We start from the raw sequence: 19,113 nt of genomic DNA on the forward strand, positions 1-19,113 counted from the left end.
TGGTCGGGGCTGCTTTAATCCGGGGTTATCCCCCAGTACCGGAGGCCCTCGACCACACCGTCCGCTTCTCTCGCAGCCGCGTGAAAAAAGCGCGTATCCTGATGTGCCAGCGATACAAGCTCCGGCAGGGCATTGCCGACGATCACGCCGCGAATATTCTTCAACTCGAACATCGCCCGATCATTGCCAGTATCGCCCGCAACCGCTGATTCGTCGAGGCCGATGCGCAATTGTCCACATAACCATGTGAGCGCTGCACCCTTGTCCGCGGCTTTCGGCAAGATGTCGAGGTCGCGATCGCTGGAATAGACGATACGGGCGTCGATATCGGCCGCCACGAGCGCTGCTTCGATCTCCCCGAGCGCGGCGTCATCGGCGTCATGCAGGAACCAGCTCGATTTCAAGCCGTGCTGGTAACGCTCCTCCTGCATCGTCACACCGGGAATTCCAGCCATGACGTCGGCAATCTTCCGAGGGTCGAAACCGGTGCCGAGCGACTGTGTGTAGGCGCTTTCCAATTCGCTCCGCTTTTTGGCGTGCAGCATCGTGCCGACGCCGCCGATGATATAGTCGGGCTGCGGCAGAGGCACCTCGTCCAGAAGGGCAAGCTGGTCGTCGATCAGCCTGCCGCTGTTGAAAACGAGGAGGGGACGCCGCGCCTCGGGCAATGCGTGCCAGAAATCGCGAAACCGCCGTGTGGCGTCATTGTCGCCGACAACGGTTCCGTCGAGATCGGTGGAAAAAAGACGAAGCGTTTTCAATCGCCGTCGTTCCATGGTTCTGCCCAGTCGGCTTCTTCCAGAACCGGCATCATGGTCCTGCCTTCCACAAGGGCGAGCAGCTGCTGGGCAATGCCGGTCCAGGTGAACAGGCTGCGCGCCTTGTGTGCCCCCATGCGGGAAAGCCGCCCGTAAAGCCGCTCGTGCTTGAACGGCTTCATCATGGTGATGCCGAGGTCTTCCTTGTCGAAAGGATCGGCAAACAGCGCATGACGGCCATAGCTCACGGCCCGGAACAACCCTCCATGGATGGTGACGACGGTTGGCGTGCCGCTCGCCATCGCCTCGATCGCGGTCATGCCGAACGGCTCATAGCGACTGGAAAGCACGAAAAGATCGGCAGCGCGATAGATATCCGGCAGGTCCTCGTCCGCGACATACCCGGAAAACGCGACCTTGTCTTCCAGGCCGAGCGCTTTCACCCGCTCCTTCAGCTGGTTGAGGATCGTGGTTTCCTGTTCGTCCATATTCTCACCGCCAACGGCGAGATGTAGACGGGCTTCCGGTTCGCGCTCCGCAAGAACGGAGAAGCCGTCTATCAGCAGATCATAACCCTTGTTCGTCGCGAGCCGCCCGAGCGCCAGCACCACCTTGCCCTCGAAGCCGAAACGCTGCCGGATCATCTGCCGCGTCGCATCCGAAACCGGGAAGAAACGGTTGTCGTCATAACCCGGCGGGATCATGTGGATCTGCTTGCGTTTTTGCCCGTAATCCTCGATCAGGACATCCAGCTGTACCGGAGTGGTGGCGATAACCATGTCGCAGCTGCGATAGATGATCAGTTCGTGCTGGATGCGCTCCCTGAAGTTGAACTCCAGTTCGAACGTATCGGCCTTTTCCGGATAGTCCGTCTCCATCTGGCGCTTCTTCCAGATGCCGAGCGAATGCGGCGTGTGCAGATGCGGGATTTTGAGCGCTTCGGAGAGCCTCTGGCCTGCCACGCCGGCGTCCCAGTAATGGCTGTTGATGAAAGAATAATTCAGGTCGTTCTTCTTGATGAAACGCAGCGCGTTTTCGCACCATTCCATCAGGTGACGGTGGAGATATTCCTTGGGAATGAAATCGCGCCCGCCGCAGGGAATGCGCACCACACGGACGCGCTCGTCAACCTCATCGAATTCCGGCTGGTCTTCGAAACGGCGGGTATAAAGATCGACAGTGTAACCGAGCTGGCCGAGTTTGCGTGCAAGCTCAAGCACATAAACCACCTGTCCCCCGGTATCGGCCGCGCCCAGTGGCGGGTGCGCGGCGACATAGCCATGTGTCGATATGAGAGCTATCCGCGGATAGCGTTCAGTTTCGCTCGTGGTTGTCATGGGTCCCATCTTGGTAAATTTTTCCAATTAACCCGATAAAAAGACCGAAGAGCACAAAAGGTTCCATCAAAAATCGAATAAAATGGATGGCGCATTTCGCAAGACGGTGTTTTCAGCCGCTGCGCTGCTGCTGTCGCAAACGGGAAATCCGGTCCCATTCCTGCGCCTGATGCGCCTTGGATGTCGTCTCGACGATGAAGTCGATATGGGCCTCTGCCGCCGCTCTTGCCGCTGCCGGATCGCCGGCGGCGATGGCGTCGTGGATGGCGATATGCTGCCTCAATACCTCGTCATGGGCGCCTGCGACGGTGAAGATGAGATGGCGATTGTAAAAGATGTCGTCGCTCAGAAGCCGGTAGCAGGAGCGTAGCGTGTGCATCAGCACGATATTATGCGCTGCCTCACCAATGGCATTGTGAAACTCCACATCGCCCGAAAGCTCCTCTTCGAAGCGGCCCGCCTCATGCGCTTCACGCATTCTGTCGACGATGGCGGCAAGGTTGCGCCGGTCCGGCTCTGTCGCCCGCTGTGCGGCAAGTTCGGCGGTCATGCCTTCGATATAACGGCGATATTCGAGGAAATCCCGCGTCGCCCTGCTGTGGCGGGTGATCAGTGCGCTGAGCGGGTCTGAAAAGACCGCGCCGACAATATCGGCGACATAGGTGCCGCCGCCATGTCTGCTCACGAGAAGGCCGCGGGTCTCAAGCTCCTTCAGCGCTTCCCGCAGGATCGGGCGTGATACATCCAGCTTCTGCGCCAGTTCCCGTTCGCCCGGCAGCCGGTCGCCATCCCGCAAGATGCCGTCGAGGATCAGTTCCTCAAACCGCAGCACGACCTCCTGCGATGTGCGGCTGTGCTCGATGCGCGCAAAAAGCGTTTCGTCCATCGCAGAAGTCTCCGGCGAGATGCCGCCCCGTATTTGATGCCGGGCAAAGTACCAGCGAAGCGTCGCACTGGTCAAATATTCTATCCAGTTCTTCGCGTGCCTTTCCTGCCTGCGGCAACACGGCATCTGCCCTTTGAAACTGGCTTTTGTTAAAGCAGCAGCTGGACAGGGTGATGATGGCGGATTCTTCCGCCAGATGGATCAAAACAATTACATTGGCTTCGATTGCGGTGTTTTCATTGCGATCGATGGCTTAGAAATCCGGGACAAGAAGCGGGGACGATATCGCAATGGCCAAGGGTAGATTTGCATTCGCAAGCGCGCCGGAAAGGTCGCTGGCACTGGGCGAGGTGCATGCGCGGCCGACCGTGCTGCTCGCCCCATCGCGCATCATCGTGCAGCTTGCCTTCATGATGGATGGCGGTTCGGCCGTGCATCACTCGGTCATCGCGGAAATGTCGCGCAGCCGTGGTGTCGCGCCGCCGGAACGTGACGCCCGCCACCATGCCATGCCCTGGGGGCAGGGGACATTGCGCTGGGAGCGGCACACGGAATTCTCGACCTGGTTCTGGGACGGCCCGGCGCCGGAAAAATTCGGCGGCGAGATCGCCGGCGATCCCTTCGGTGACGGTTTTTCGCCGCCCGGCTCACTGATTTCAGGCGTGCGGCTGGAAATTCGTCCTGAGAACGGCGTCACCTCCCAGGCGGAAGCCATGTTCGAACCGACCAGCCTCTGTCACAGCGATGTGCGCGACGGGCAGGCCGCTATCCTCACCGATTTCCGCCAGGATCGCGACGGGCTGACGCAGATATTGGTGATCGACCGGGGCCTCACCGATTACAGCCGCGGCGCGCTGGTGCAGCGGTTGCTGGATATCGAGACCTATCGCACGCTCGCCATGCTCGGCCTGCCGATGGCGCAGACGCTGTCGCCGGAAATCCGCCGCATCGAGGACGGTCTGACCGGCATCACCCAGCGCATGAAAAACGGTGCGCGCGACGAGGCCGATGCGCTGCTGGCGGAGATGACCCGGCTTGCGGCGGAACTCGAAGCCAATGCCGCGCTCAGCCTCTACCGTTTCGGCGCCAGCCGCGCCTATGACGGCATCGTGCGCGAACGCATCCGGGCGCTCGCTGAAACCCCGGTACAGGGCCATGAGACCATGGGCAGCTTTCTGGAACGGCGTATGGCGCCCGCCATGCGCACCTGCCAGTCGGTGGAGGAGCGGCAGGCCAACCTGTCGCGCAAGCTCTATCGCGCCACGGCGTTGGTTCGAAGCTGGATCGATGTGGAACTGGAACGGCAGAATACGGTGTTGCTCAACACCATGAACAAACGCGCCGCCATGCAGCTTCGCCTGCAGCAGACGGTCGAAGGCCTCTCGGTCGCCGCCATTTCCTATTATGTCGTCGGCCTCGTCGGTTATCTCACCAAGGCGATCAGCCATGACGTTCTGCCGGTCGATCCGGCCGTCGTCACCGGTATCTCCGTTCCCTTCGCCGTGCTTGGTGTGTGGTGGGTCGTGCGCCGCATCCGCCGCTCCCATGCCGAGGGCGGGCATTAAGGGATCTCCAACTTCCCTCATTCCTGTGACGAGCGCAGGCGTGAGGGAGGAGAGGTGGTGCTGATACGGCGTCGCCGCCTCAGCCCTGCTCCCAATAGGGTGAAGGCCCATAAAGCCCGGCCAGATAATCGATGAACAGTCGCACCTTCGCAGGCAGGAACTGCCGGCTCGGATAAACCGCCGAGAGCGTGACGTTTCGCGATCCCTCATATTCAGGCAGGACCTGCACCAGCTTGCCGCTACGCAGTTCATGGCCGATATCCCAGGTGGAGCGCAGCGCAATGCCGAGCCCTGATATCACCGCCTCGCGGATCACTTCGCTCGAATTGGTGACCAGCATGCCCTCCGGCCGGATGCTGAGCGCGCCGCCCGGTCCCTCCAGTCGCCACACGTCGTTATTGTGCGCCGGCAGGCAGCGGTGTTTCTTCATATCCTCGATTGTCGCCGGCATGCCGTGGGCCGCCACATAATCCGCCGAGGCGCAGAGCACGCGGCGCACCGGCGCCAGTCTGCGGGCCACGAGGCTGGAGGAGTTGAGATCGGCAATACGGATAGCCAGATCGTAACCGCCCTCGATGATATCGATGAACTCGTCGCTGAGCACCAGATTGACCGAGAGGTCCGGATGCCGCTCCATGAATGTCTTCAGATGCGGCGCGATATGCATGCGCCCGAAGGAGGTGGGTGCGGAAACCTTCAGTGTGCCGTTGACGGTGTTGGCGCGGCCGGAGACGAAATCCTCCGCCTCTTCAAGCCCTTCCAGCACGGCCAGCACCCGCTCGTAAAAACCCTGTCCCGCTTCGGTCAAAGAAATCTGCCGCGTGGTGCGCTGGAAAAGTCGTGCGCCGAGTTTTTCTTCCAGCCGCTTGATGCGCTTGGAAATGACGGCGGGCGAATAACCAAGCTCCTTGGCGGCAAGCGACATGCTGCCGGAGGCGGCAACGCTTGCGAAGACTTCCAGGTCGCCCAGATTTGTCATAGTTGCCCTTGATTGTTTCCGGAATGGAAAAAATCCATATCATTTGATTGCGCTGTTTCAAAGTGGTAAAGAAACAATACCAGTTGGTGAAATGGCATGGAGGAGGGGCGGTGACACAGCCGATCAAGTTTCTGGAGCCGCGCGCGAAGGTGGTCGCAGATCGCGACCGCATCATAGCGGATCTCAAGGATATTCTGCCGGCGGACTGTCTTGTGCATGAGCCGCGCGAACTCGTGCCTTTCGAAACCGACGCCTTCGTCTCTTATCGCCGGCTGCCGCTTGCCGTGGCGCTGCCGAAGACGACCGAGGACGTGGCGGCGGTGATGAAATATTGTTACCGCTACGGCATTCCGGTCGTGCCGCGCGGCGCCGGCACCTCGCTTTCCGGCGGCGCGATCCCGCAGGAGGATGCGGTGGTGATCGGCCTTTCGAAGATGAGCGCGATCCTTGAGCTTGATTTTTATAATCGCACGGCGCGGGTGCAGGCCGGCGTCACCAATCTCTCCATTTCCGATGCGGCCGGCGCTGAAGGCTTCTTTTATGCGCCGGACCCAAGCTCGCAGCTTGCCTGCACCATTGGCGGCAATATCGGCATGAATTCCGGCGGCGCGCATTGCCTGAAATATGGCGTCACCACCAATAATCTACTTGGTGTGAAAATGGTGCTGGTGGATGGCACTGTTCTCGAACTGGGCGGCAAATATCTCGATGCCGGCGGTTACGATCTGCTCGCCCTCGTCTGCGGCTCGGAAGGCCAGCTCGGCATCGTCACCGAGGCGACGGTACGGCTGATCGCCAAGCCGGAAGGCGCGCGCCCGGTGCTGTTCGGTTTCGAAACCTCGGAAGAAGCGGGTTCATGCGTGGCCGATATCATCGGTGGGGGCATCATCCCTGTTGCCATCGAGTTCATGGACAAGCCGGCCATCGAGATTTGCGAGGCCTTCGCCAAAGCGGGCTATCCGCTGGATGTCGGCGCGCTTCTGATCGTGGAGGTCGAAGGCTCCGAGGCGGAAATGGACGCCATGCTTGCCGATATCGTCACTATTGCCCGAAAACATGGCGTGAAGACCGTGAAGGAATGCCAGTCGGCCATGGAGGCGGCTGCGATCTGGAAAGGCCGCAAATCCGCCTTCGGCGCAACGGGACGCATCGCGGATTATATCTGCATGGATGGCACGGTGCCGCTTTCCCAGCTTTCTTATGTGCTGAAAAAGACAAGCGAGATCACCGACCGTCTCGGCCTGCGCGTCGCAAACGTCTTCCATGCCGGTGATGGCAACATGCATCCGCTCATTCTGTTCAACGCCAATGATCCCGAAGACGCGGCCCGCGCGGAAGAGGCAGGCAATGAAATATTGAAGCTCTGTGTGGATGCGGGTGGCTGTTTGACCGGCGAGCATGGTGTGGGCATCGAAAAGCGTGACCTGATGCGCCATCAATATGGCGAGGCCGATCTTGCCCAGCAGATGGCGGTGCGTGCTGCCTTTGACGAGGGCTGGCTGATGAACCCTTCCAAGGTGTTTCCGCTGGAGGGGAGGGAGTGATGGGTTTGAGTTTTATGACGTTGACGGGTGTGGTTTACCCCCCTCTGCCCTGCCGGGCATCTCCCCCTCAAGGGGGGAGATCGACTCGCAGCAAGGTCTCGTCTTTCTTATCGGTCGAGATAGAGCGACGCAGGTGCGCCTTGTCGATCTCCCCCCTTGAGGGGGAGATGCCCGGCAGGGCAGAGGGGGGTATCCCTTGCGCAAACTTCGCTGTCCCATGCCCGGAGCCCGCAACCCCATGCTGACGCCTTACGCAGAAACCCAGGTTGCCGATATCATCCGCGACCACGCGACCCGAAAAAGCCCGCTGAAAATCTTCGGTGGCAATACCCGCTCGGGTTTCGGCAATGCGGTAGTGGCAGATGAGACGCTTTCCTCCCGCGCAATGGCCGGTATCGTCTCCTACGTCCCCGCCGAAATGGTCATGACCGTCAGGGCAGGCACCCCGCTCGCCACCATCGAAGCGGCCCTTGCACAAAACCGTCAGATGATGGCCTTCGAGCCGATGGACCACCGCCCGATCATGGGCACAGAAGGTGAGCCGACCATCGGCGGCGTCTTCGCCGCCAATGTCTCCGGCCCGCGCCGTTATGTGGCGGGTGCCGCCCGCGACAGCCTGCTCGGCATCCGTTTCGTCAATGGCAGCGGCGAGATCATCAAGGCCGGCGGACGGGTGATGAAGAATGTCACCGGGCTCGACCTTTCGAAGTTCCTCGCCGGGTCTTTTGGCACACTCGGTTTTCTCACAGAGGTGACTTTCCGCGTATTGCCGAAACCGCCTGCGGAAAAAACCGTGATCGTGTCCGGCCTCGATGACGAGGCGGCGACACGCATCATGGCGGCGGCGATGGCGCTCAGTGTCGAGGTCTCCGGAGCGGCGCATCTGCCGGAAAGCGTGCGTTCCCGCTTCATCGACGGCAACCTGCCGGAAGGTCCGGCGACAATTCTGCGGCTGGAAGGGCTTTCCGCCTCGGTGGAAGCGCGCGCCCGCAAACTCCTCTCCGTCATGGACCGGGTCGGGCCATGGGCGCTATTGGAGGGCGAGGAAAGCGGGCTTTTATGGCGGCAGGTGCGTGATGTCGCGCCCTATGCCGGGCAGGGTGCAAAGCCGCTGTGGAAAGTTTCGGTCGCACCTGCGGAGGGGCACCGGCTTGTCGCGGCGCTGCGCATGGAAGCGGGCATCGACGCCTTTTACGACTGGCAGGGCGGTCTTGTCTGGATGCAGATGGAGGCGGACCCGGAGGCGAACTTGCTGCGCGGCGCGATCCGGGCGCTGGGCGGCGGTCATGCCACGCTGGTGAGGGCAGGCGATGCCGTGCGCGCCACCGTGGCGGCCTTCGAACCGCGCCCGGCGGCGGAAGCGCTGCTGTCGGCGCGTATCAGGGAAAAACTCGATCCGGCGGGCATCTTTAATCCCGGCAAGATGGCCGTAACGATGGAAAGGGCGGTCTGAACCATGCAAACATCCTTCACGCCGCAGCAGCTGGCCGATCCGCATGTGGCGGAATCCGAAAAAATCCTGCGCAAATGTGTGCATTGCGGTTTCTGCACTGCCACCTGTCCCACCTATGTGACACTCGGCAACGAGCTGGACAGCCCGCGCGGCCGTATTTACCTCATCAAGGACATGCTGGAAAACAGCCGCCCGGCCGACCGTGAGGTCGTCACCCATATCGACCGCTGTCTTTCCTGTCTTGCCTGCACCACCACCTGTCCCTCCGGCGTGGATTACATGCATCTTGTCGATCATGCCCGCGCCCACATCGAACAGACGTACAAGCGGCCTTTCATGGATCGGCTGATCCGCAATCTTCTGGTCGCGGTTCTGCCGCATCCCGCCCGTTTCCGGCTGGCGCTGCATCTGGCAAGGCTGGCGCGGCCTTTCGCGGGCCTGCTTGCAAAGGCTCCGGCGCTGAAGCCGCTGCAATCCATGCTCGCTCTCGCCCCCACTGCCGTGCCTCCTGCCTCCGCCTCCAGCCGTCCGGGAGAAAGACCGGCCGAGGGCGAAAAGCGCGGGCGCGTCGCCATCCTCACCGGCTGCGCCCAGCCGGTGCTCGACCCCGGTATCAACGAGGCAACGTTGCGGCTTCTTGCGCGGCTCGGCATCGAGGTTGTGGTGCCGAAAGGCGAGGGCTGCTGCGGCTCGCTGGTGCATCATATGGGCCGGGAGGAAGAGGCGCTCGCTCAGGCAAGGCGCAATGTCGATGTCTGGACCCGGGAGATGGAAAGTGGCGGCCTTGACGCCATCATCATCACCGCGTCGGGCTGCGGCACCACCATCAAGGATTACGGCCACATGCTGCGGCTTGATCCGGCCTATGCCGAAAAAGCTGCGCGGGTTTCGGCGCTGGCGAAGGACATCACCGAATATCTCGCCGGTCTCGATCTGCCGCAAAGGCAGAGCCAGGGGCTGACGGTTGCCTATCATTCCGCCTGCTCGATGCAGCACGGCCAGAAGATAACGCTCGCACCGAAGCAGCTGCTGAAGGCGGCGGGTTTCATAGTGCGTGATCCGGCGGAGGGGCATCTCTGCTGCGGCTCGGCCGGAACCTACAACATCCTGCAGCCGGAGATTTCCAGCAAGCTGAAGGCCCGCAAGGTGAAAAACATCGAGGCCACACGGGCGGATGTCATCGCCACCGGCAATATCGGCTGCATCACGCAGATCGGGACCGGTACTGACATGCCGATCCTGCATACGGTGGAGCTGCTGGACTGGGCTTATGGCGGGCCGAAACCGGCGAGGCTTTCGGTTTAGCGCGATGCGCCCATGAGGTGCGACAGAGCGTCAATGCACGACGCAAACATTGGACGCGGTGTATCTTCACTCTCCTCATCCCCGTGCTTTTCACAGGGGGGCCAGCCAGCCCAAGTCCATGGGCTTAAAGGTCTCCCCCCGCCGCGCAGACGCGCGTCGGCTGGTTTCCTGTGACAGGCACGGGAATGAGAGAAGAGAGCTAGAACTTATACGCCACGCCGAAATTCACCGCATTGGTAATGATATCGGTCTTCAACGAGCCGCCATTGTCGATATCGACGTCGACGAAGGAATAAGTGCCCTTATATTCCACGAAGGTCGACCAGTTGTCGGTGATGCGGTAGCTGAGGCCGGCCTGCGCCTGCAGGGTTGCGCCGCCGAACTGGTATTCGAAGGTCTTGCCCGAGGGACGATATACTTCCACATGCGGCACGTTGATGCCGACGCCGGCGCCGACGTAAGGGGTGATCGGCAAGGATTCCAGCGGAAAGCGATAGAGCGCGTTCAGCGTCAAAAGGTTCAGGCCGTCGGTGAATTCGAAGTGCGACCAGCCGGAACGGGCAAGCGTCTGATCGTCAGCATAGACCTTGTCATGGGTGAAATCGAGCGAAATACCGAAATTCCGGAGCTGGCCCTCATCGAACCAGTAGGTGCCGCGCACGCCCCAATAGGGCGGGTTGGAAAAGGACTTTCCTTCCCATCCGGCCCGGAAATCCGGCCCGTCGGAAACCTTCACGTCGCTGTGCGGCGCGCTTTGCCAGCCGCCATAACCGGAAATTTCAAATTCGCCCGCGATCGCGGCAGAGAAGGAAACGCCGCTGAAGAGCAGGGCGCAAACAAATGAAGTATGGCGCGGCATGAAGTGAATCCAGATTGATATCAGTAATTCACCAAAGCGTTTTTTGATAACATTTGAATGACAGAAACGAAAAACGGGCGGTCGATTGACCACCCGTTTTAAGGCCGTTCCGTCATCCCCTGAGAGAGGTCCGGCGCCTGGCGTCCCCCGCCAAGTCTCAATTCCATTGAAGTGAGCCGGATTGTACCGCTGCAAGGCGGCAATTCAAGCGGATACGCCGCCATTCCGGCCCTTGAGCGGCCGGAATGGCGGAACCGTTGCCATCATATCACTATGACCCTGGTTCCCACATTCACGCGCTCGTAAAGATCGGTGACATCCTCGTTGCGCATGCGGATGCAGCCGGAGGAATTGTTGCTGCCGATCGTCCAGGGCTGGTTGGTGCCGTGGATTCGGTAAAGCGTCGAGCCGAGATACATGGCGCGCGCGCCCATCGGGTTGGCCGGGCCGCCTTCCATGAAGGCCGGCAGGTAATGTCCCTTGGCCGCCTCGCGGGTGATCATTTCCTTCGGCGGGGTCCAGCTCGGCCATTCCGCCTTGCGGGTCACCTTGTGGGTTCCGGCCCATTCGAAACCGGGCTTGCCGACGCCGACGCCGTAACGCCGGGCCTTGCCATCGGCGAGCACGAGATAGAGGAAGCGGTTCGGCGTATCGATGACGATGGTGCCGGGCTTCTCAGCGGTGTCATAGTTCACGATCTGCGGCAGGAATTGCGGCGCGATCTGGGTGCGCACCGGCGCGTTGGGGCGTACGGCGGCATTCTGCACCCGCGCCGGGCGCTGCGATGTGACGCCGGAGCTGGGTCGCTGCGGCATGGCGGCCGCCTGGCGTTGCTGGAACAGCGGCTGGCGTGCGGCAGGCGCGCGCGGATAGACCACGGGCCGGACATTGCCGCGGCCACCGAGCTGGGTTACCCAGGGGGCTGACAGGTCCGGGCTGACGACGACGGGCGGACGCTCGCGATAACGTTCATTGGCCATGGCGGCCGGGGCGGCAAAGGTGGAAACGAGGCTCAGCGCCAGAAAAACGGACTTCATCGGCATCGGGTGGACTCTCTCTGCGGGATGTCGCAACTATGGATTTGCGGGACTGTTCGCCCGCTTTGCCGGACACGTTCGCACCTTGACGCCAGCGAATCGTAAATGGCTGTTCATTAAAAAGCGCTTGATTAGGGAAAGCTTGATTTAAGGTTAGCGCCCGGTTTTGAAACGTGGTGAATGAGTGGTAAGCGCGCAGGTTCACACCACTTGCGGGCGGCAGCGAAAGGGATTGTCGGCACAATGAGCGAAGCGGGACTTGAAACGGGCGCGGATGGCCTTGTGCGGTGTTTCTGGCAGCAGGGGCTGGAAGATTACAGCCGTTATCACGACGAGGAATGGGGTTATCCCGTCACCGATGATCGCCGCCTGTTCGAGAAGATATGCCTGGAAGGTTTTCAGTCCGGCCTTTCCTGGCTGACGGTTCTGCGCAAGCGCGAGGCTTTCCGTCTTGCCTTCGCCAATTTCGAATTTGAAAAAGTGGCGGAATTCGGCGAGGCGGATATCGAGCGCTGCCTTGCCGACAAGGGCATCATCCGCCATCGCGGCAAGATCGTTTCGACCATCAACAATGCCCGCCGCGCCGTGGCGCTGCGCGATGAATTCGGTTCGCTCGCGCGTTATTTCTGGGGTTTCGAACCCGCCGCCGCAGAAAGGCCGCAAAGGCTCGACTATGCGACGTTAAGGGCCAATCCCACCAGCGCCGCCTCCACGCGTCTTTCCAAGGATCTGAAGAAGCGGGGCTGGACTTTCGTCGGCCCGACGACCGTCTATGCATTCATGCAGGCCATGGGTATGGTCAACGATCATATCGAAGGCTGTCATTGCCGCCAGCCGATAGAGGTCATGCGGCGGGAGTTTGTACGTCCATGAAGGTAACCTCCCTTCTCCTGGCTCTCACCATGGCCGCGGCCGCCGTGCCGCATTCCTCCTTCGCCGAAGAAGGCCGCAATGTAGACGGCATCTGGCTCGATGACGGCGAGAGGCTGAAAGAAGTGGCGCTGCCGCCGGCCGGCCCGCTGAAGCTTGACGGCTGGACGCGGCGCGGGCGCGGCGATGTCTATCGCCTGAAAGTGAAGGCCGGGCAGACGGTGAAGATCGAGCTTGCCGCCTCCAGCGAATTCGTCCTGATGGCGGTCTTCGATTTTTCGACACCGGATGAGGACGCGATCTTCTTCAGCGATTCCGAAGGCAAGGTCGCAACGCTGACGCCGAAGGCGGATACGCAATGGCTGATCCGCCCGACGCTTATTCTGGGATCACCGCGCCGTGGGCTGGGCGCGCACTACACCTTGACGGTCAGCACCGGAAAATAACGGCCCGCCTTTTGCTCAGGCCGCCTGGGTCAGCACAATCAGGCCGAAACTCAGAACACAAAGCAGCACGAGCGACAGGCTGGCGGCGATGATGACCTTGCCGCCGGCATGACGCAGGCTGCGGATATCAACCGAAAGGCCCAAAGCCGCCATCGACATGATTGTGAGGATGTTGGAGAGCGAGGCGACGGGGCCGATCAGAGCCTCGGGAATGAGTCCGAAGGACCGGGCCATGATCATCAGCACGAAGCCGATGATGAACCACGGAACCATCTGCTGCAGCTTCAGGCGTCCCTTGCCGGAGCGACCGTGGATGACGGAGAGGGCAGCGATCACAGGCCCCAGCATCAAAACGCGGATAAGCTTGACGATGGTGCCGGTCTGCACGGCGATCGCGCCGAGCGGGGCGGTGGCCGCCAGAACCTGCGGCACCGCATAGACCGTCAGGCCGGCGAAAATACCGTATTGGGTGGCGTCGAGACCGAGGAGCTGCGGCAGGAACGGCATCAGCAGAACGGCGGCGACGCCGAGAACAGCGGTAAAGGCGATCGAGGCTGCAACATCTTCCGGCTTGGCGCCAATGGCGGGGGCTGCGGCGGCAATGGCGGAATTGCCGCAGATGGAGTTGCCGCAGGCAATCAGCGTCGCGAGCTTGGGCGGCAGGCCGAGCATTCGCCCGGCGGCATAGCTCACGACCAGCGAGAGCGCGACAATCAGCGCAATGCCGCCGATCAGCAAACCGCCTGCGCCTTTGAGAATGGAAAGGCTGAGGGATGCGCCAAGAAGCGCCACCGCGATTTCGAGCAGCGTCTTGGCGCTGAACTTTATGCCGGCCGAAGCGACGGCAGGCAGAGACACCAGCGAACGCAGCAGCGTGCCGATCAGAATGGCGAGCACGAGATCGCCAAGCCATGCGTGGCCCGCCAGCCGCACCTGAAAGCGCTCCGCCAGAATGGCGGCGCAGCTGACCGCCGCGCAGATGAGAATCCCCGGCAGAAGCGGGGTTAGCCAGCGAAGCGAAAACTGAAAGGGATGAGCGAGGGTGCGATGTTGTGCCATGGCCAGACAATGCCGCAGCCGCCTGTTTTATTCTATCAAATAATATGGCATATATTATTCGATAAAATCGAATGAATGATCATGACCTTTGAACAACTTCGCATCTTCATCGCCGTTGCCGAACGCGAGCACCTCACAAGGGCCGCAGAAGCCATCGGTTTGACCGCCTCCGCCGTCAGCTCCGCCATCAAGAATCTCGAAGCATTTTATAATGTCGAGCTGTTCCATCGCGTCGGCCGCAACATTGAATTGACCGAAAGCGGTCGGGTTTTTCTGGGTGAAGCCAAGGCGACGCTGGCGCGTGTGCGCAATGCGGAATTGATTCTCTCCGAAATGGGTGGGCTGACACGCGGCGAAATCACCGTCTGCGCCAGCCAGACCATTGCAAGCTACTGGCTGCCGCCGATCCTGATGCAGTTCAAGAAGCTCTATCCTGGCGTGACCGTGCGGCTCGATATCGGCAATACCAAGACGGTGACGCAGGCGGTGCTTGATGGTCTGGCGGAGGTCGGTTTCATTGAAGGCAGGATTGATGAGCCGGCACTAATGGTGCAGCCCGTCGTGTCCGACAAGCTGCTGGTCGTCACCGGTTCCGCCCACCCCTTCGCTGATGGCCGTTACCTTACCGCGCTCGATATGCTCTACGGCACCTCATGGGTCTTGCGCGAGCAGGGCTCCGGCACCCGCTCCGCCTTCGAGGCGGCGGTGCGGCAGATGGGGGTGGACCCCGCTGAACTGTCCGTCATGCTGGAACTGCCGTCCAATGAGGCGGTGGTGATGGCGGCACGCTCCGGCGGCGCGGCCACGGCGGTCTCGGCCTCGGTGGCATCCCTGTTCCTGCGGCAAGGGTTACTCGTCCGCGCCGGCATCGATCTGCCTGCCCGCAACTTCGCTTTGCTGCGTCACAAGGAACGTCACACCAGCCGGGCCGCGATGGAACTGGAGCGCCTCAGCCGGGCGGCGTCGGAGGATTACAAGGCCGGCCTTGCGGGATTGTAGCAGAGTGGCGAGTGGGACCGTTGGCATGGGAAGGCCGCCGCCTGCTTCTTCTCCCCGCGGGGGAGAAGTCCGCGGCAGCGGGATGAGGGGGCGACGGTCGAAATATTCGGAGAGCTTGCCCCCTCATCCGGCCCTTCGGGCCACCTTCTCCCCGGCGGGGAGAAGAAAAGGGGAACACCGCAACCGGCGTTCCCCATTCGTCAGCATCAATCACTTGCCTTTGGACTCCAGCCAGGCCTTCATCATGGCGATCTCGCCTTCCTGCGCCTTGATCACCTCTTCGGCCAGCTTGCGGATTTCCGGGTCCTTGCCGTATTCCAGCTGGACCTTGGCCATATCGATCGCGCCCTGATGATGCGGGATCATGCCGCGCACGAAATCGACATCGGCATCACCGCTATAATCGATGGCCATATCGCCATGCATTTTCTTGCTGGCTTCCATGAAGGCCTTGGTGGAAGCGCTGTCGCTCATCGTGCCTTTTGACATGTCATGTCCGGCATGGCCGCCCGCATCCTGTGCAAAAACGGGCATGGCGAGAGAGGCTGCGAAAGCGATGGCGAGCGTCATGGTCTTGATAGACATGGATTATCCTTCCTGTGTCTGACGGATTTTTCGATGGTGGTCTGAAAAAATCTGCGGTCAGGCGCGGGGAGGCGGCAGCGGCGGGGCGAAAGCCTTGCCGTCGAAGGCAATGCCGCGTTGCGGCTTCGGATAGGCAAACGTCATGCGTCCGCTATCGGCGAAGATGGTTCGTGGAACCACGATCAGGCAGGCGGCGCAGGAACCGGGATGGGCGGCATTGTCACCATGCGGACAGCAAACGCCCGTTTTCGCTTTATGGGCCGCATTCTCCGCGTGTTTTTGAGAGCCGTGGTCCCGATCATCTGCATGATGCGAATGGGCATCGTCGTGTTTCATCGGCGATTGTGAGGAAGCCGCCATGCCCGTCGGCATGCTCATCGCCATCTGCGCCGGCATTGCGCCGTAAAGCAGGCAGGCAAGGAACATCAATGTGCGGACCACCTGGGACATGGTGTGAATTTACCGCTGGAATTATGGAATAAGCATGACGATCAGGTCAGTTCACGCGCGATGACGTGATGCACGATGCGGTAATCCCTGCTTTCCTCGCCAAACGGGGCAAGCGGCCATTCCCATGCGGCGGCGGGGGCAGGAGGAACGATGCCATGCAGCAGGTCTTCGTGCTGGTGCAGGTTGCCGTCTTTGCCGATGACGTCGAAGGAGGTGTCGGTTATCAGGCAGGCCTTGCAGGGCAGGCCAGCCAGCGCTTCCAGATGGGTGTGAATGAGCTTCGGCAGAAGATCGTCCGGGGCATCTGCGATCTTTTCCCGCTCCAGCCGGTGGCGTGCGCCGGTGCCGATCTGTGACAAGAGATTGGCCGATATCACGAGATCGAGATAGGGCACCCGCCGCAGGAAATCGAGCGGTTCCGCCTGCCGGCCGGCGAGAACATCGTCAAAACCGGAAAGATCGCGGTTGGCGATGCGGACATTCTTTTTGGCATTGAGGCGCAGCTTCGCCTGCACGCTGGCGAGATGCACCAGATCGACCAGAACGACCGTATCGAACATCGCCACCAGCGCATCATAGGGCACATCGCGCAACAGGCCCGAGCCCAGCACGACCGCCGTTCGCCGCTGCTTCAGCTTTCTGGCCGATTGCAGCACGAATTGCCGGCTGTTGTTTTCATGCTCCGCCCAGGCTTTGGCGCAGCGGTTGGCGCGCGCCCAGAGGTTGACGGAATAGCGTATATGCGGCCGGAATTCTTTCGGCGTGACCGCGCGTGTGGCGGCATATTGCAGGGCTTCGAGGATCATGAATGCCTATCGGTAAATTTCACGGCGATGGCCGATTTCGACCACCAGCACGACGAGCTTGTGATCCTGTATATCGCAGATGATGCGGTAATCGCCCACCCGGTAGCGCCAGAAATTTCCGAGTTCGGAGCCTTGCAGGGCGGCGCCGGTCCTTCGAGGGTTGCCATCTCTGGCAATGCGGTCCGTCAGAAAAGAAACGATGCGATTGGCATCGCTTTTCGTCAAAGCGCCCAGTTGCTTGACGGCAGCGCGCTGAAACTCAATTTTCCAGATCAAGATCACGCATCACTTCTTCCAGAGTATAGGTGCGTTCTTTATTGGCGATGCGCTGCCGCGTCGCTTCCTCCGCAAGATAGAGATCTTCCATATCCTCGATATGTTTCTCGATCGCCTCGCGGATGTAATAGGCGGATGTGCGGCCGGTGCGCTCGGACAGCGCTTTCAGCCGCTCATAGGTCTCATCAGGCAGGCGTATGGCCGTTTGTTTGCTCATGGGTCGCGTCCTTCTCGATCCGGATTGGGATACATGTATCCCATATAGCACCGCTTGGCTGCAACGGCCAGCAAAACCGGAGCCTTTGCGGCTTGCCGCACCGGGCTTCATCCTCTAATACACCGGCTTGATTTCAGGAAAATATCGGATCGGCATCATGAGCGAAAAAGCAAAAAAGCCTCAGAAACTGAAAGCCCGCCTGCCGCGCGGCTTCGTGGATCGAACGGCTGCCGATATTCATGCCGTGAATGAGATGATCGAGAAGATCCGTAAGGTCTATGAGCTCTACGGCTTCGATCCGGTGGAAACCCCGCTGTTCGAATATACCGATGCGCTCGGCAAATTCCTGCCCGATAGCGACCGTCCGAACGAAGGCGTGTTTTCGCTGCAGGATGACGACGATCAGTGGATGAGCCTGCGCTACGATCTGACCGCGCCGCTCGCCCGTCATGTCGCGGAAAACTTCAACGAAATCCAGCTGCCATACCGCACCTATCGCGCTGGCTACGTGTTCCGCAATGAAAAGCCCGGCCCCGGCCGCTTCCGGCAGTTCATGCAGTTCGATGCCGATACGGTGGGCGCCGCCGGCGTGCAGGCCGATGCCGAAATGTGCATGATGATGGCCGATACGCTGGAAGCGCTCGGCATCAAGCGCGGCGATTACGTCATTCGCGTCAACAACCGCAAGGTGCTTGATGGCGTCATGGAAGCCATCGGCCTCGGCGGCGAGGAAAATGCCGGCCGTCGTCTGAACGTGCTGCGCGCCATAGACAAGCTCGACAAGTTCGGCCCTGAAGGCGTGAAGCTGTTGCTCGGTCCCGGTCGCAAGGACGAGTCCGGTGATTTCACCAAGGGCGCGGGCCTTGGCGAGGAGCAGATTGAAAAGGTCCTGTTTTTCGTCGGTATCAAGGACTATGCGGCAAGCGCCGATGATCTCGCAAAACTGGTTGCGGGCACGTCGAAAGGCGCGGAAGGCGTTGATGAACTGAACATCATCGGCGCTCTGGTCTCCGGTGCCGGTTACGATGCGACGCGCATCAAGATCGACCCCTCCGTCGTTCGCGGCCTCGAATATTATACCGGCCCGGTCTATGAGGCCGAGCTGTCCTTCGATGTCACCAATGAAAAGGGCGAAAAGGTCGTGTTCGGCTCCGTCGGCGGCGGCGGCCGTTATGATGGTCTCGTTTCGCGCTTCATGGGCCAGCCGGTGCCGGCGACGGGTTTCTCCATCGGCGTTTCGCGCCTGATGACCGCGTTGAAGAACCTCGGCAAGCTCGGTCAGGTCAAGCCGCTCGCTCCCGTTCTCATCACCGTCATGGATGGCGATGTGGAGAGCATGGGCCGTTACCAGCGCTTCACGCAGGCGCTGCGCGCCGAAGGCATCCGCGCTGAAATGTATCAGGGCAACTGGAAGAAATTCGGCAACCAGCTGAAATATGCCGACCGTCTCGGCTCCCCCATCGCCATCATCCAGGGCGGTGACGAGCGCGCCGAAGGCGTGGTCCAGATCAAGGATCTGATCGAAGGCAAGCGCCTTTCCGGTGAGATCGAGGACAATGCCAGCTGGCGCGAGGCGCGTGTGGCGCAGGTCAGCGTGCCGGAGGCCGAGCTGGTGGCGAAGGTCCGCGAGATTCTGGAGCATCAGGCAGAGGACGTTCGCCGCGCCGCCGAAGGGCGCTGAA

Annotated in this window: 20 protein-coding genes; 8 read left to right on the top strand and 12 right to left on the bottom strand. The window is 60.9% G+C overall.

The window, feature by feature from the left end; translation table 11 throughout:
• Nucleotides 1-14 precede the first annotated feature (14 nt).
• The 3 genes from CFB10_RS11390 to CFB10_RS11400 form a co-directional block, all read right to left on the bottom strand.
• On the bottom strand, nt 15-761 hold the full coding sequence (locus CFB10_RS11390; protein ID WP_020010508.1) for an HAD family hydrolase: 747 nt from the start codon (nt 759-761) through the stop codon (nt 15-17).
• Nucleotides 758-2,104 (bottom strand): glycosyltransferase family 1 protein, encoded by a 1,347-nt coding sequence (locus CFB10_RS11395; RefSeq protein ID WP_170940899.1) that lies wholly within the window; start codon nt 2,102-2,104, stop codon nt 758-760. Before CFB10_RS11395 ends, CFB10_RS11390 begins: the two co-directional genes overlap by 4 nt.
• A gap of 103 nt (nt 2,105-2,207) precedes the next feature.
• Nucleotides 2,208-2,981 (bottom strand): FadR/GntR family transcriptional regulator, encoded by a 774-nt coding sequence (locus tag CFB10_RS11400; protein WP_020010510.1) that lies wholly within the window; start codon nt 2,979-2,981, stop codon nt 2,208-2,210.
• 290 nt (nt 2,982-3,271) lie between these two features.
• Here CFB10_RS11400 and CFB10_RS11405 point away from each other — a divergent pair, with 290 nt between their 5' ends.
• Nucleotides 3,272-4,546: a DUF3422 family protein gene (locus CFB10_RS11405; protein ID WP_020010512.1), complete on the top strand. Its 1,275-nt coding sequence runs from the start codon at nt 3,272-3,274 to the stop codon at nt 4,544-4,546.
• A 79-nt stretch (nt 4,547-4,625) separates the two neighbouring features.
• On the opposite strand, the gene CFB10_RS11410 is transcribed toward CFB10_RS11405, so the two are convergent.
• Nucleotides 4,626-5,525, bottom strand: coding sequence for a LysR family transcriptional regulator (locus CFB10_RS11410; protein WP_020010513.1), 900 nt, complete (start codon nt 5,523-5,525; stop codon nt 4,626-4,628).
• Nucleotides 5,526-5,635: 110 nt separating this feature from the next.
• On the opposite strand from CFB10_RS11410, the gene CFB10_RS11415 reads away from it, so the two are divergent.
• From CFB10_RS11415 to glcF, 3 genes are all read left to right on the top strand, one after another.
• Nucleotides 5,636-7,069, top strand: a complete 1,434-nt coding sequence (locus CFB10_RS11415; RefSeq protein ID WP_020010514.1) for an FAD-binding oxidoreductase — start codon at nt 5,636-5,638, stop codon at nt 7,067-7,069.
• 238 nt (nt 7,070-7,307) lie between these two features.
• Nucleotides 7,308-8,522, top strand: coding sequence for a glycolate oxidase subunit GlcE (gene glcE, locus CFB10_RS11420; RefSeq protein ID WP_020010515.1), 1,215 nt, complete (start codon nt 7,308-7,310; stop codon nt 8,520-8,522).
• Between the two features lie 3 nt (nt 8,523-8,525).
• Nucleotides 8,526-9,827: a glycolate oxidase subunit GlcF gene (glcF, locus tag CFB10_RS11425; RefSeq protein ID WP_020010516.1), complete on the top strand. Its 1,302-nt coding sequence runs from the start codon at nt 8,526-8,528 to the stop codon at nt 9,825-9,827.
• A 199-nt stretch (nt 9,828-10,026) separates the two neighbouring features.
• Here glcF and CFB10_RS11430 read toward each other — a convergent pair whose 3' ends face one another.
• Together CFB10_RS11430 and CFB10_RS11435 are read right to left on the bottom strand one after the other, a co-directional pair.
• Nucleotides 10,027-10,686, bottom strand: a complete 660-nt coding sequence (locus CFB10_RS11430; RefSeq protein ID WP_020010517.1) for an outer membrane beta-barrel protein — start codon at nt 10,684-10,686, stop codon at nt 10,027-10,029.
• 263 nt (nt 10,687-10,949) lie between these two features.
• Entirely contained in the window at nt 10,950-11,729 is a 780-nt protein-coding gene (locus CFB10_RS11435) for a L,D-transpeptidase (RefSeq protein WP_020010518.1), read from the bottom strand.
• 237 nt (nt 11,730-11,966) lie between these two features.
• Between CFB10_RS11435 and CFB10_RS11440 the strand changes: the two genes are divergently transcribed.
• The gene (locus tag CFB10_RS11440) at nt 11,967-12,596 is read left to right on the top strand and encodes a DNA-3-methyladenine glycosylase I (RefSeq protein WP_020010519.1); all 630 of its coding nucleotides are present in this window, start codon (nt 11,967-11,969) and stop codon (nt 12,594-12,596) included.
• Nucleotides 12,593-13,039, top strand: a complete 447-nt coding sequence (locus CFB10_RS11445) for a hypothetical protein (RefSeq protein WP_020010520.1) — start codon at nt 12,593-12,595, stop codon at nt 13,037-13,039. The genes CFB10_RS11440 and CFB10_RS11445 overlap by 4 nt, the downstream gene beginning before the upstream one ends.
• Before the next feature lie 15 nt (nt 13,040-13,054).
• Here the strand turns inward: CFB10_RS11445 and CFB10_RS11450 are convergent, their stop codons facing one another.
• Entirely contained in the window at nt 13,055-14,098 is a 1,044-nt protein-coding gene (locus CFB10_RS11450) for a YeiH family protein (protein WP_020010521.1), read from the bottom strand.
• An 81-nt stretch (nt 14,099-14,179) separates the two neighbouring features.
• Here CFB10_RS11450 and CFB10_RS11455 point away from each other — a divergent pair, with 81 nt between their 5' ends.
• Entirely contained in the window at nt 14,180-15,097 is a 918-nt protein-coding gene (locus CFB10_RS11455; protein ID WP_026363679.1) for a LysR substrate-binding domain-containing protein, read from the top strand.
• Between the two features lie 210 nt (nt 15,098-15,307).
• On the opposite strand, the gene CFB10_RS11460 is transcribed toward CFB10_RS11455, so the two are convergent.
• Genes CFB10_RS11460 through CFB10_RS11480 form a run of 5 tightly spaced genes read right to left on the bottom strand, consistent with a single transcriptional unit; the run spans nt 15,308 to nt 17,431 of the window.
• The gene (locus tag CFB10_RS11460) at nt 15,308-15,682 is read right to left on the bottom strand and encodes a DUF305 domain-containing protein (protein ID WP_020010523.1); all 375 of its coding nucleotides are present in this window, start codon (nt 15,680-15,682) and stop codon (nt 15,308-15,310) included.
• Between the two features lie 57 nt (nt 15,683-15,739).
• Nucleotides 15,740-16,132 (bottom strand): hypothetical protein, encoded by a 393-nt coding sequence (locus CFB10_RS11465; RefSeq protein ID WP_141097712.1) that lies wholly within the window; start codon nt 16,130-16,132, stop codon nt 15,740-15,742.
• A 41-nt stretch (nt 16,133-16,173) separates the two neighbouring features.
• The gene (locus CFB10_RS11470) at nt 16,174-16,938 is read right to left on the bottom strand and encodes a hypothetical protein (protein ID WP_020010525.1); all 765 of its coding nucleotides are present in this window, start codon (nt 16,936-16,938) and stop codon (nt 16,174-16,176) included.
• Nucleotides 16,939-16,944: 6 nt separating this feature from the next.
• Entirely contained in the window at nt 16,945-17,214 is a 270-nt protein-coding gene (locus CFB10_RS11475) for a type II toxin-antitoxin system RelE/ParE family toxin (RefSeq protein WP_003503189.1), read from the bottom strand.
• Nucleotides 17,198-17,431 carry a DUF6290 family protein gene (locus tag CFB10_RS11480; protein ID WP_003503188.1) on the bottom strand — a complete coding sequence of 78 codons (234 nt, stop codon included), beginning with the start codon at nt 17,429-17,431 and terminating at the stop codon, nt 17,198-17,200. The genes CFB10_RS11475 and CFB10_RS11480 overlap by 17 nt, the downstream gene beginning before the upstream one ends.
• Nucleotides 17,432-17,588: 157 nt before the next feature.
• On the opposite strand from CFB10_RS11480, the gene hisS reads away from it, so the two are divergent.
• Nucleotides 17,589-19,112: a histidine--tRNA ligase gene (gene hisS / locus CFB10_RS11485; protein ID WP_026363680.1), complete on the top strand. Its 1,524-nt coding sequence runs from the start codon at nt 17,589-17,591 to the stop codon at nt 19,110-19,112.
• Nucleotide 19,113 lies beyond the last annotated feature (1 nt).

The sequence above is a fragment of the Agrobacterium sp. 719_389 genome (genome assembly GCF_900188475.1).
GTDB lineage: Bacteria > Pseudomonadota > Alphaproteobacteria > Rhizobiales > Rhizobiaceae > Agrobacterium > Agrobacterium radiobacter.

What these genes read in the sequence shown, in the direction of transcription:
- CFB10_RS11470 (WP_020010525.1), bottom strand. Translation starts at nt 16,938, where the DNA reads ATGATCCTCGAAGCCCTGCAATATGCCGCCACACGCGCGGTCACGCCG.
- CFB10_RS11480 (WP_003503188.1), bottom strand. Translation starts at nt 17,431, where the DNA reads ATGAGCAAACAAACGGCCATACGCCTGCCTGATGAGACCTATGAGCGG.
- CFB10_RS11450 (WP_020010521.1), bottom strand. Translation starts at nt 14,098, where the DNA reads ATGGCACAACATCGCACCCTCGCTCATCCCTTTCAGTTTTCGCTTCGC.
- CFB10_RS11465 (WP_141097712.1), bottom strand. Translation starts at nt 16,132, where the DNA reads ATGTCCCAGGTGGTCCGCACATTGATGTTCCTTGCCTGCCTGCTTTAC.
- CFB10_RS11435 (WP_020010518.1), bottom strand. Translation starts at nt 11,729, where the DNA reads ATGCCGATGAAGTCCGTTTTTCTGGCGCTGAGCCTCGTTTCCACCTTT.
- CFB10_RS11430 (WP_020010517.1), bottom strand. Translation starts at nt 10,686, where the DNA reads ATGCCGCGCCATACTTCATTTGTTTGCGCCCTGCTCTTCAGCGGCGTT.
- CFB10_RS11440 (WP_020010519.1), top strand. Translation starts at nt 11,967, where the DNA reads ATGAGCGAAGCGGGACTTGAAACGGGCGCGGATGGCCTTGTGCGGTGT.
- CFB10_RS11460 (WP_020010523.1), bottom strand. Translation starts at nt 15,682, where the DNA reads ATGTCTATCAAGACCATGACGCTCGCCATCGCTTTCGCAGCCTCTCTC.
- CFB10_RS11410 (WP_020010513.1), bottom strand. Translation starts at nt 5,525, where the DNA reads ATGACAAATCTGGGCGACCTGGAAGTCTTCGCAAGCGTTGCCGCCTCC.
- glcF (WP_020010516.1), top strand. Translation starts at nt 8,526, where the DNA reads ATGCAAACATCCTTCACGCCGCAGCAGCTGGCCGATCCGCATGTGGCG.
- glcE (WP_020010515.1), top strand. Translation starts at nt 7,308, where the DNA reads ATGCTGACGCCTTACGCAGAAACCCAGGTTGCCGATATCATCCGCGAC.
- CFB10_RS11405 (WP_020010512.1), top strand. Translation starts at nt 3,272, where the DNA reads ATGGCCAAGGGTAGATTTGCATTCGCAAGCGCGCCGGAAAGGTCGCTG.
- CFB10_RS11395 (WP_170940899.1), bottom strand. Translation starts at nt 2,104, where the DNA reads ATGGGACCCATGACAACCACGAGCGAAACTGAACGCTATCCGCGGATA.
- CFB10_RS11400 (WP_020010510.1), bottom strand. Translation starts at nt 2,981, where the DNA reads ATGGACGAAACGCTTTTTGCGCGCATCGAGCACAGCCGCACATCGCAG.
- hisS (WP_026363680.1), top strand. Translation starts at nt 17,589, where the DNA reads ATGAGCGAAAAAGCAAAAAAGCCTCAGAAACTGAAAGCCCGCCTGCCG.
- CFB10_RS11455 (WP_026363679.1), top strand. Translation starts at nt 14,180, where the DNA reads ATGACCTTTGAACAACTTCGCATCTTCATCGCCGTTGCCGAACGCGAG.
- CFB10_RS11445 (WP_020010520.1), top strand. Translation starts at nt 12,593, where the DNA reads ATGAAGGTAACCTCCCTTCTCCTGGCTCTCACCATGGCCGCGGCCGCC.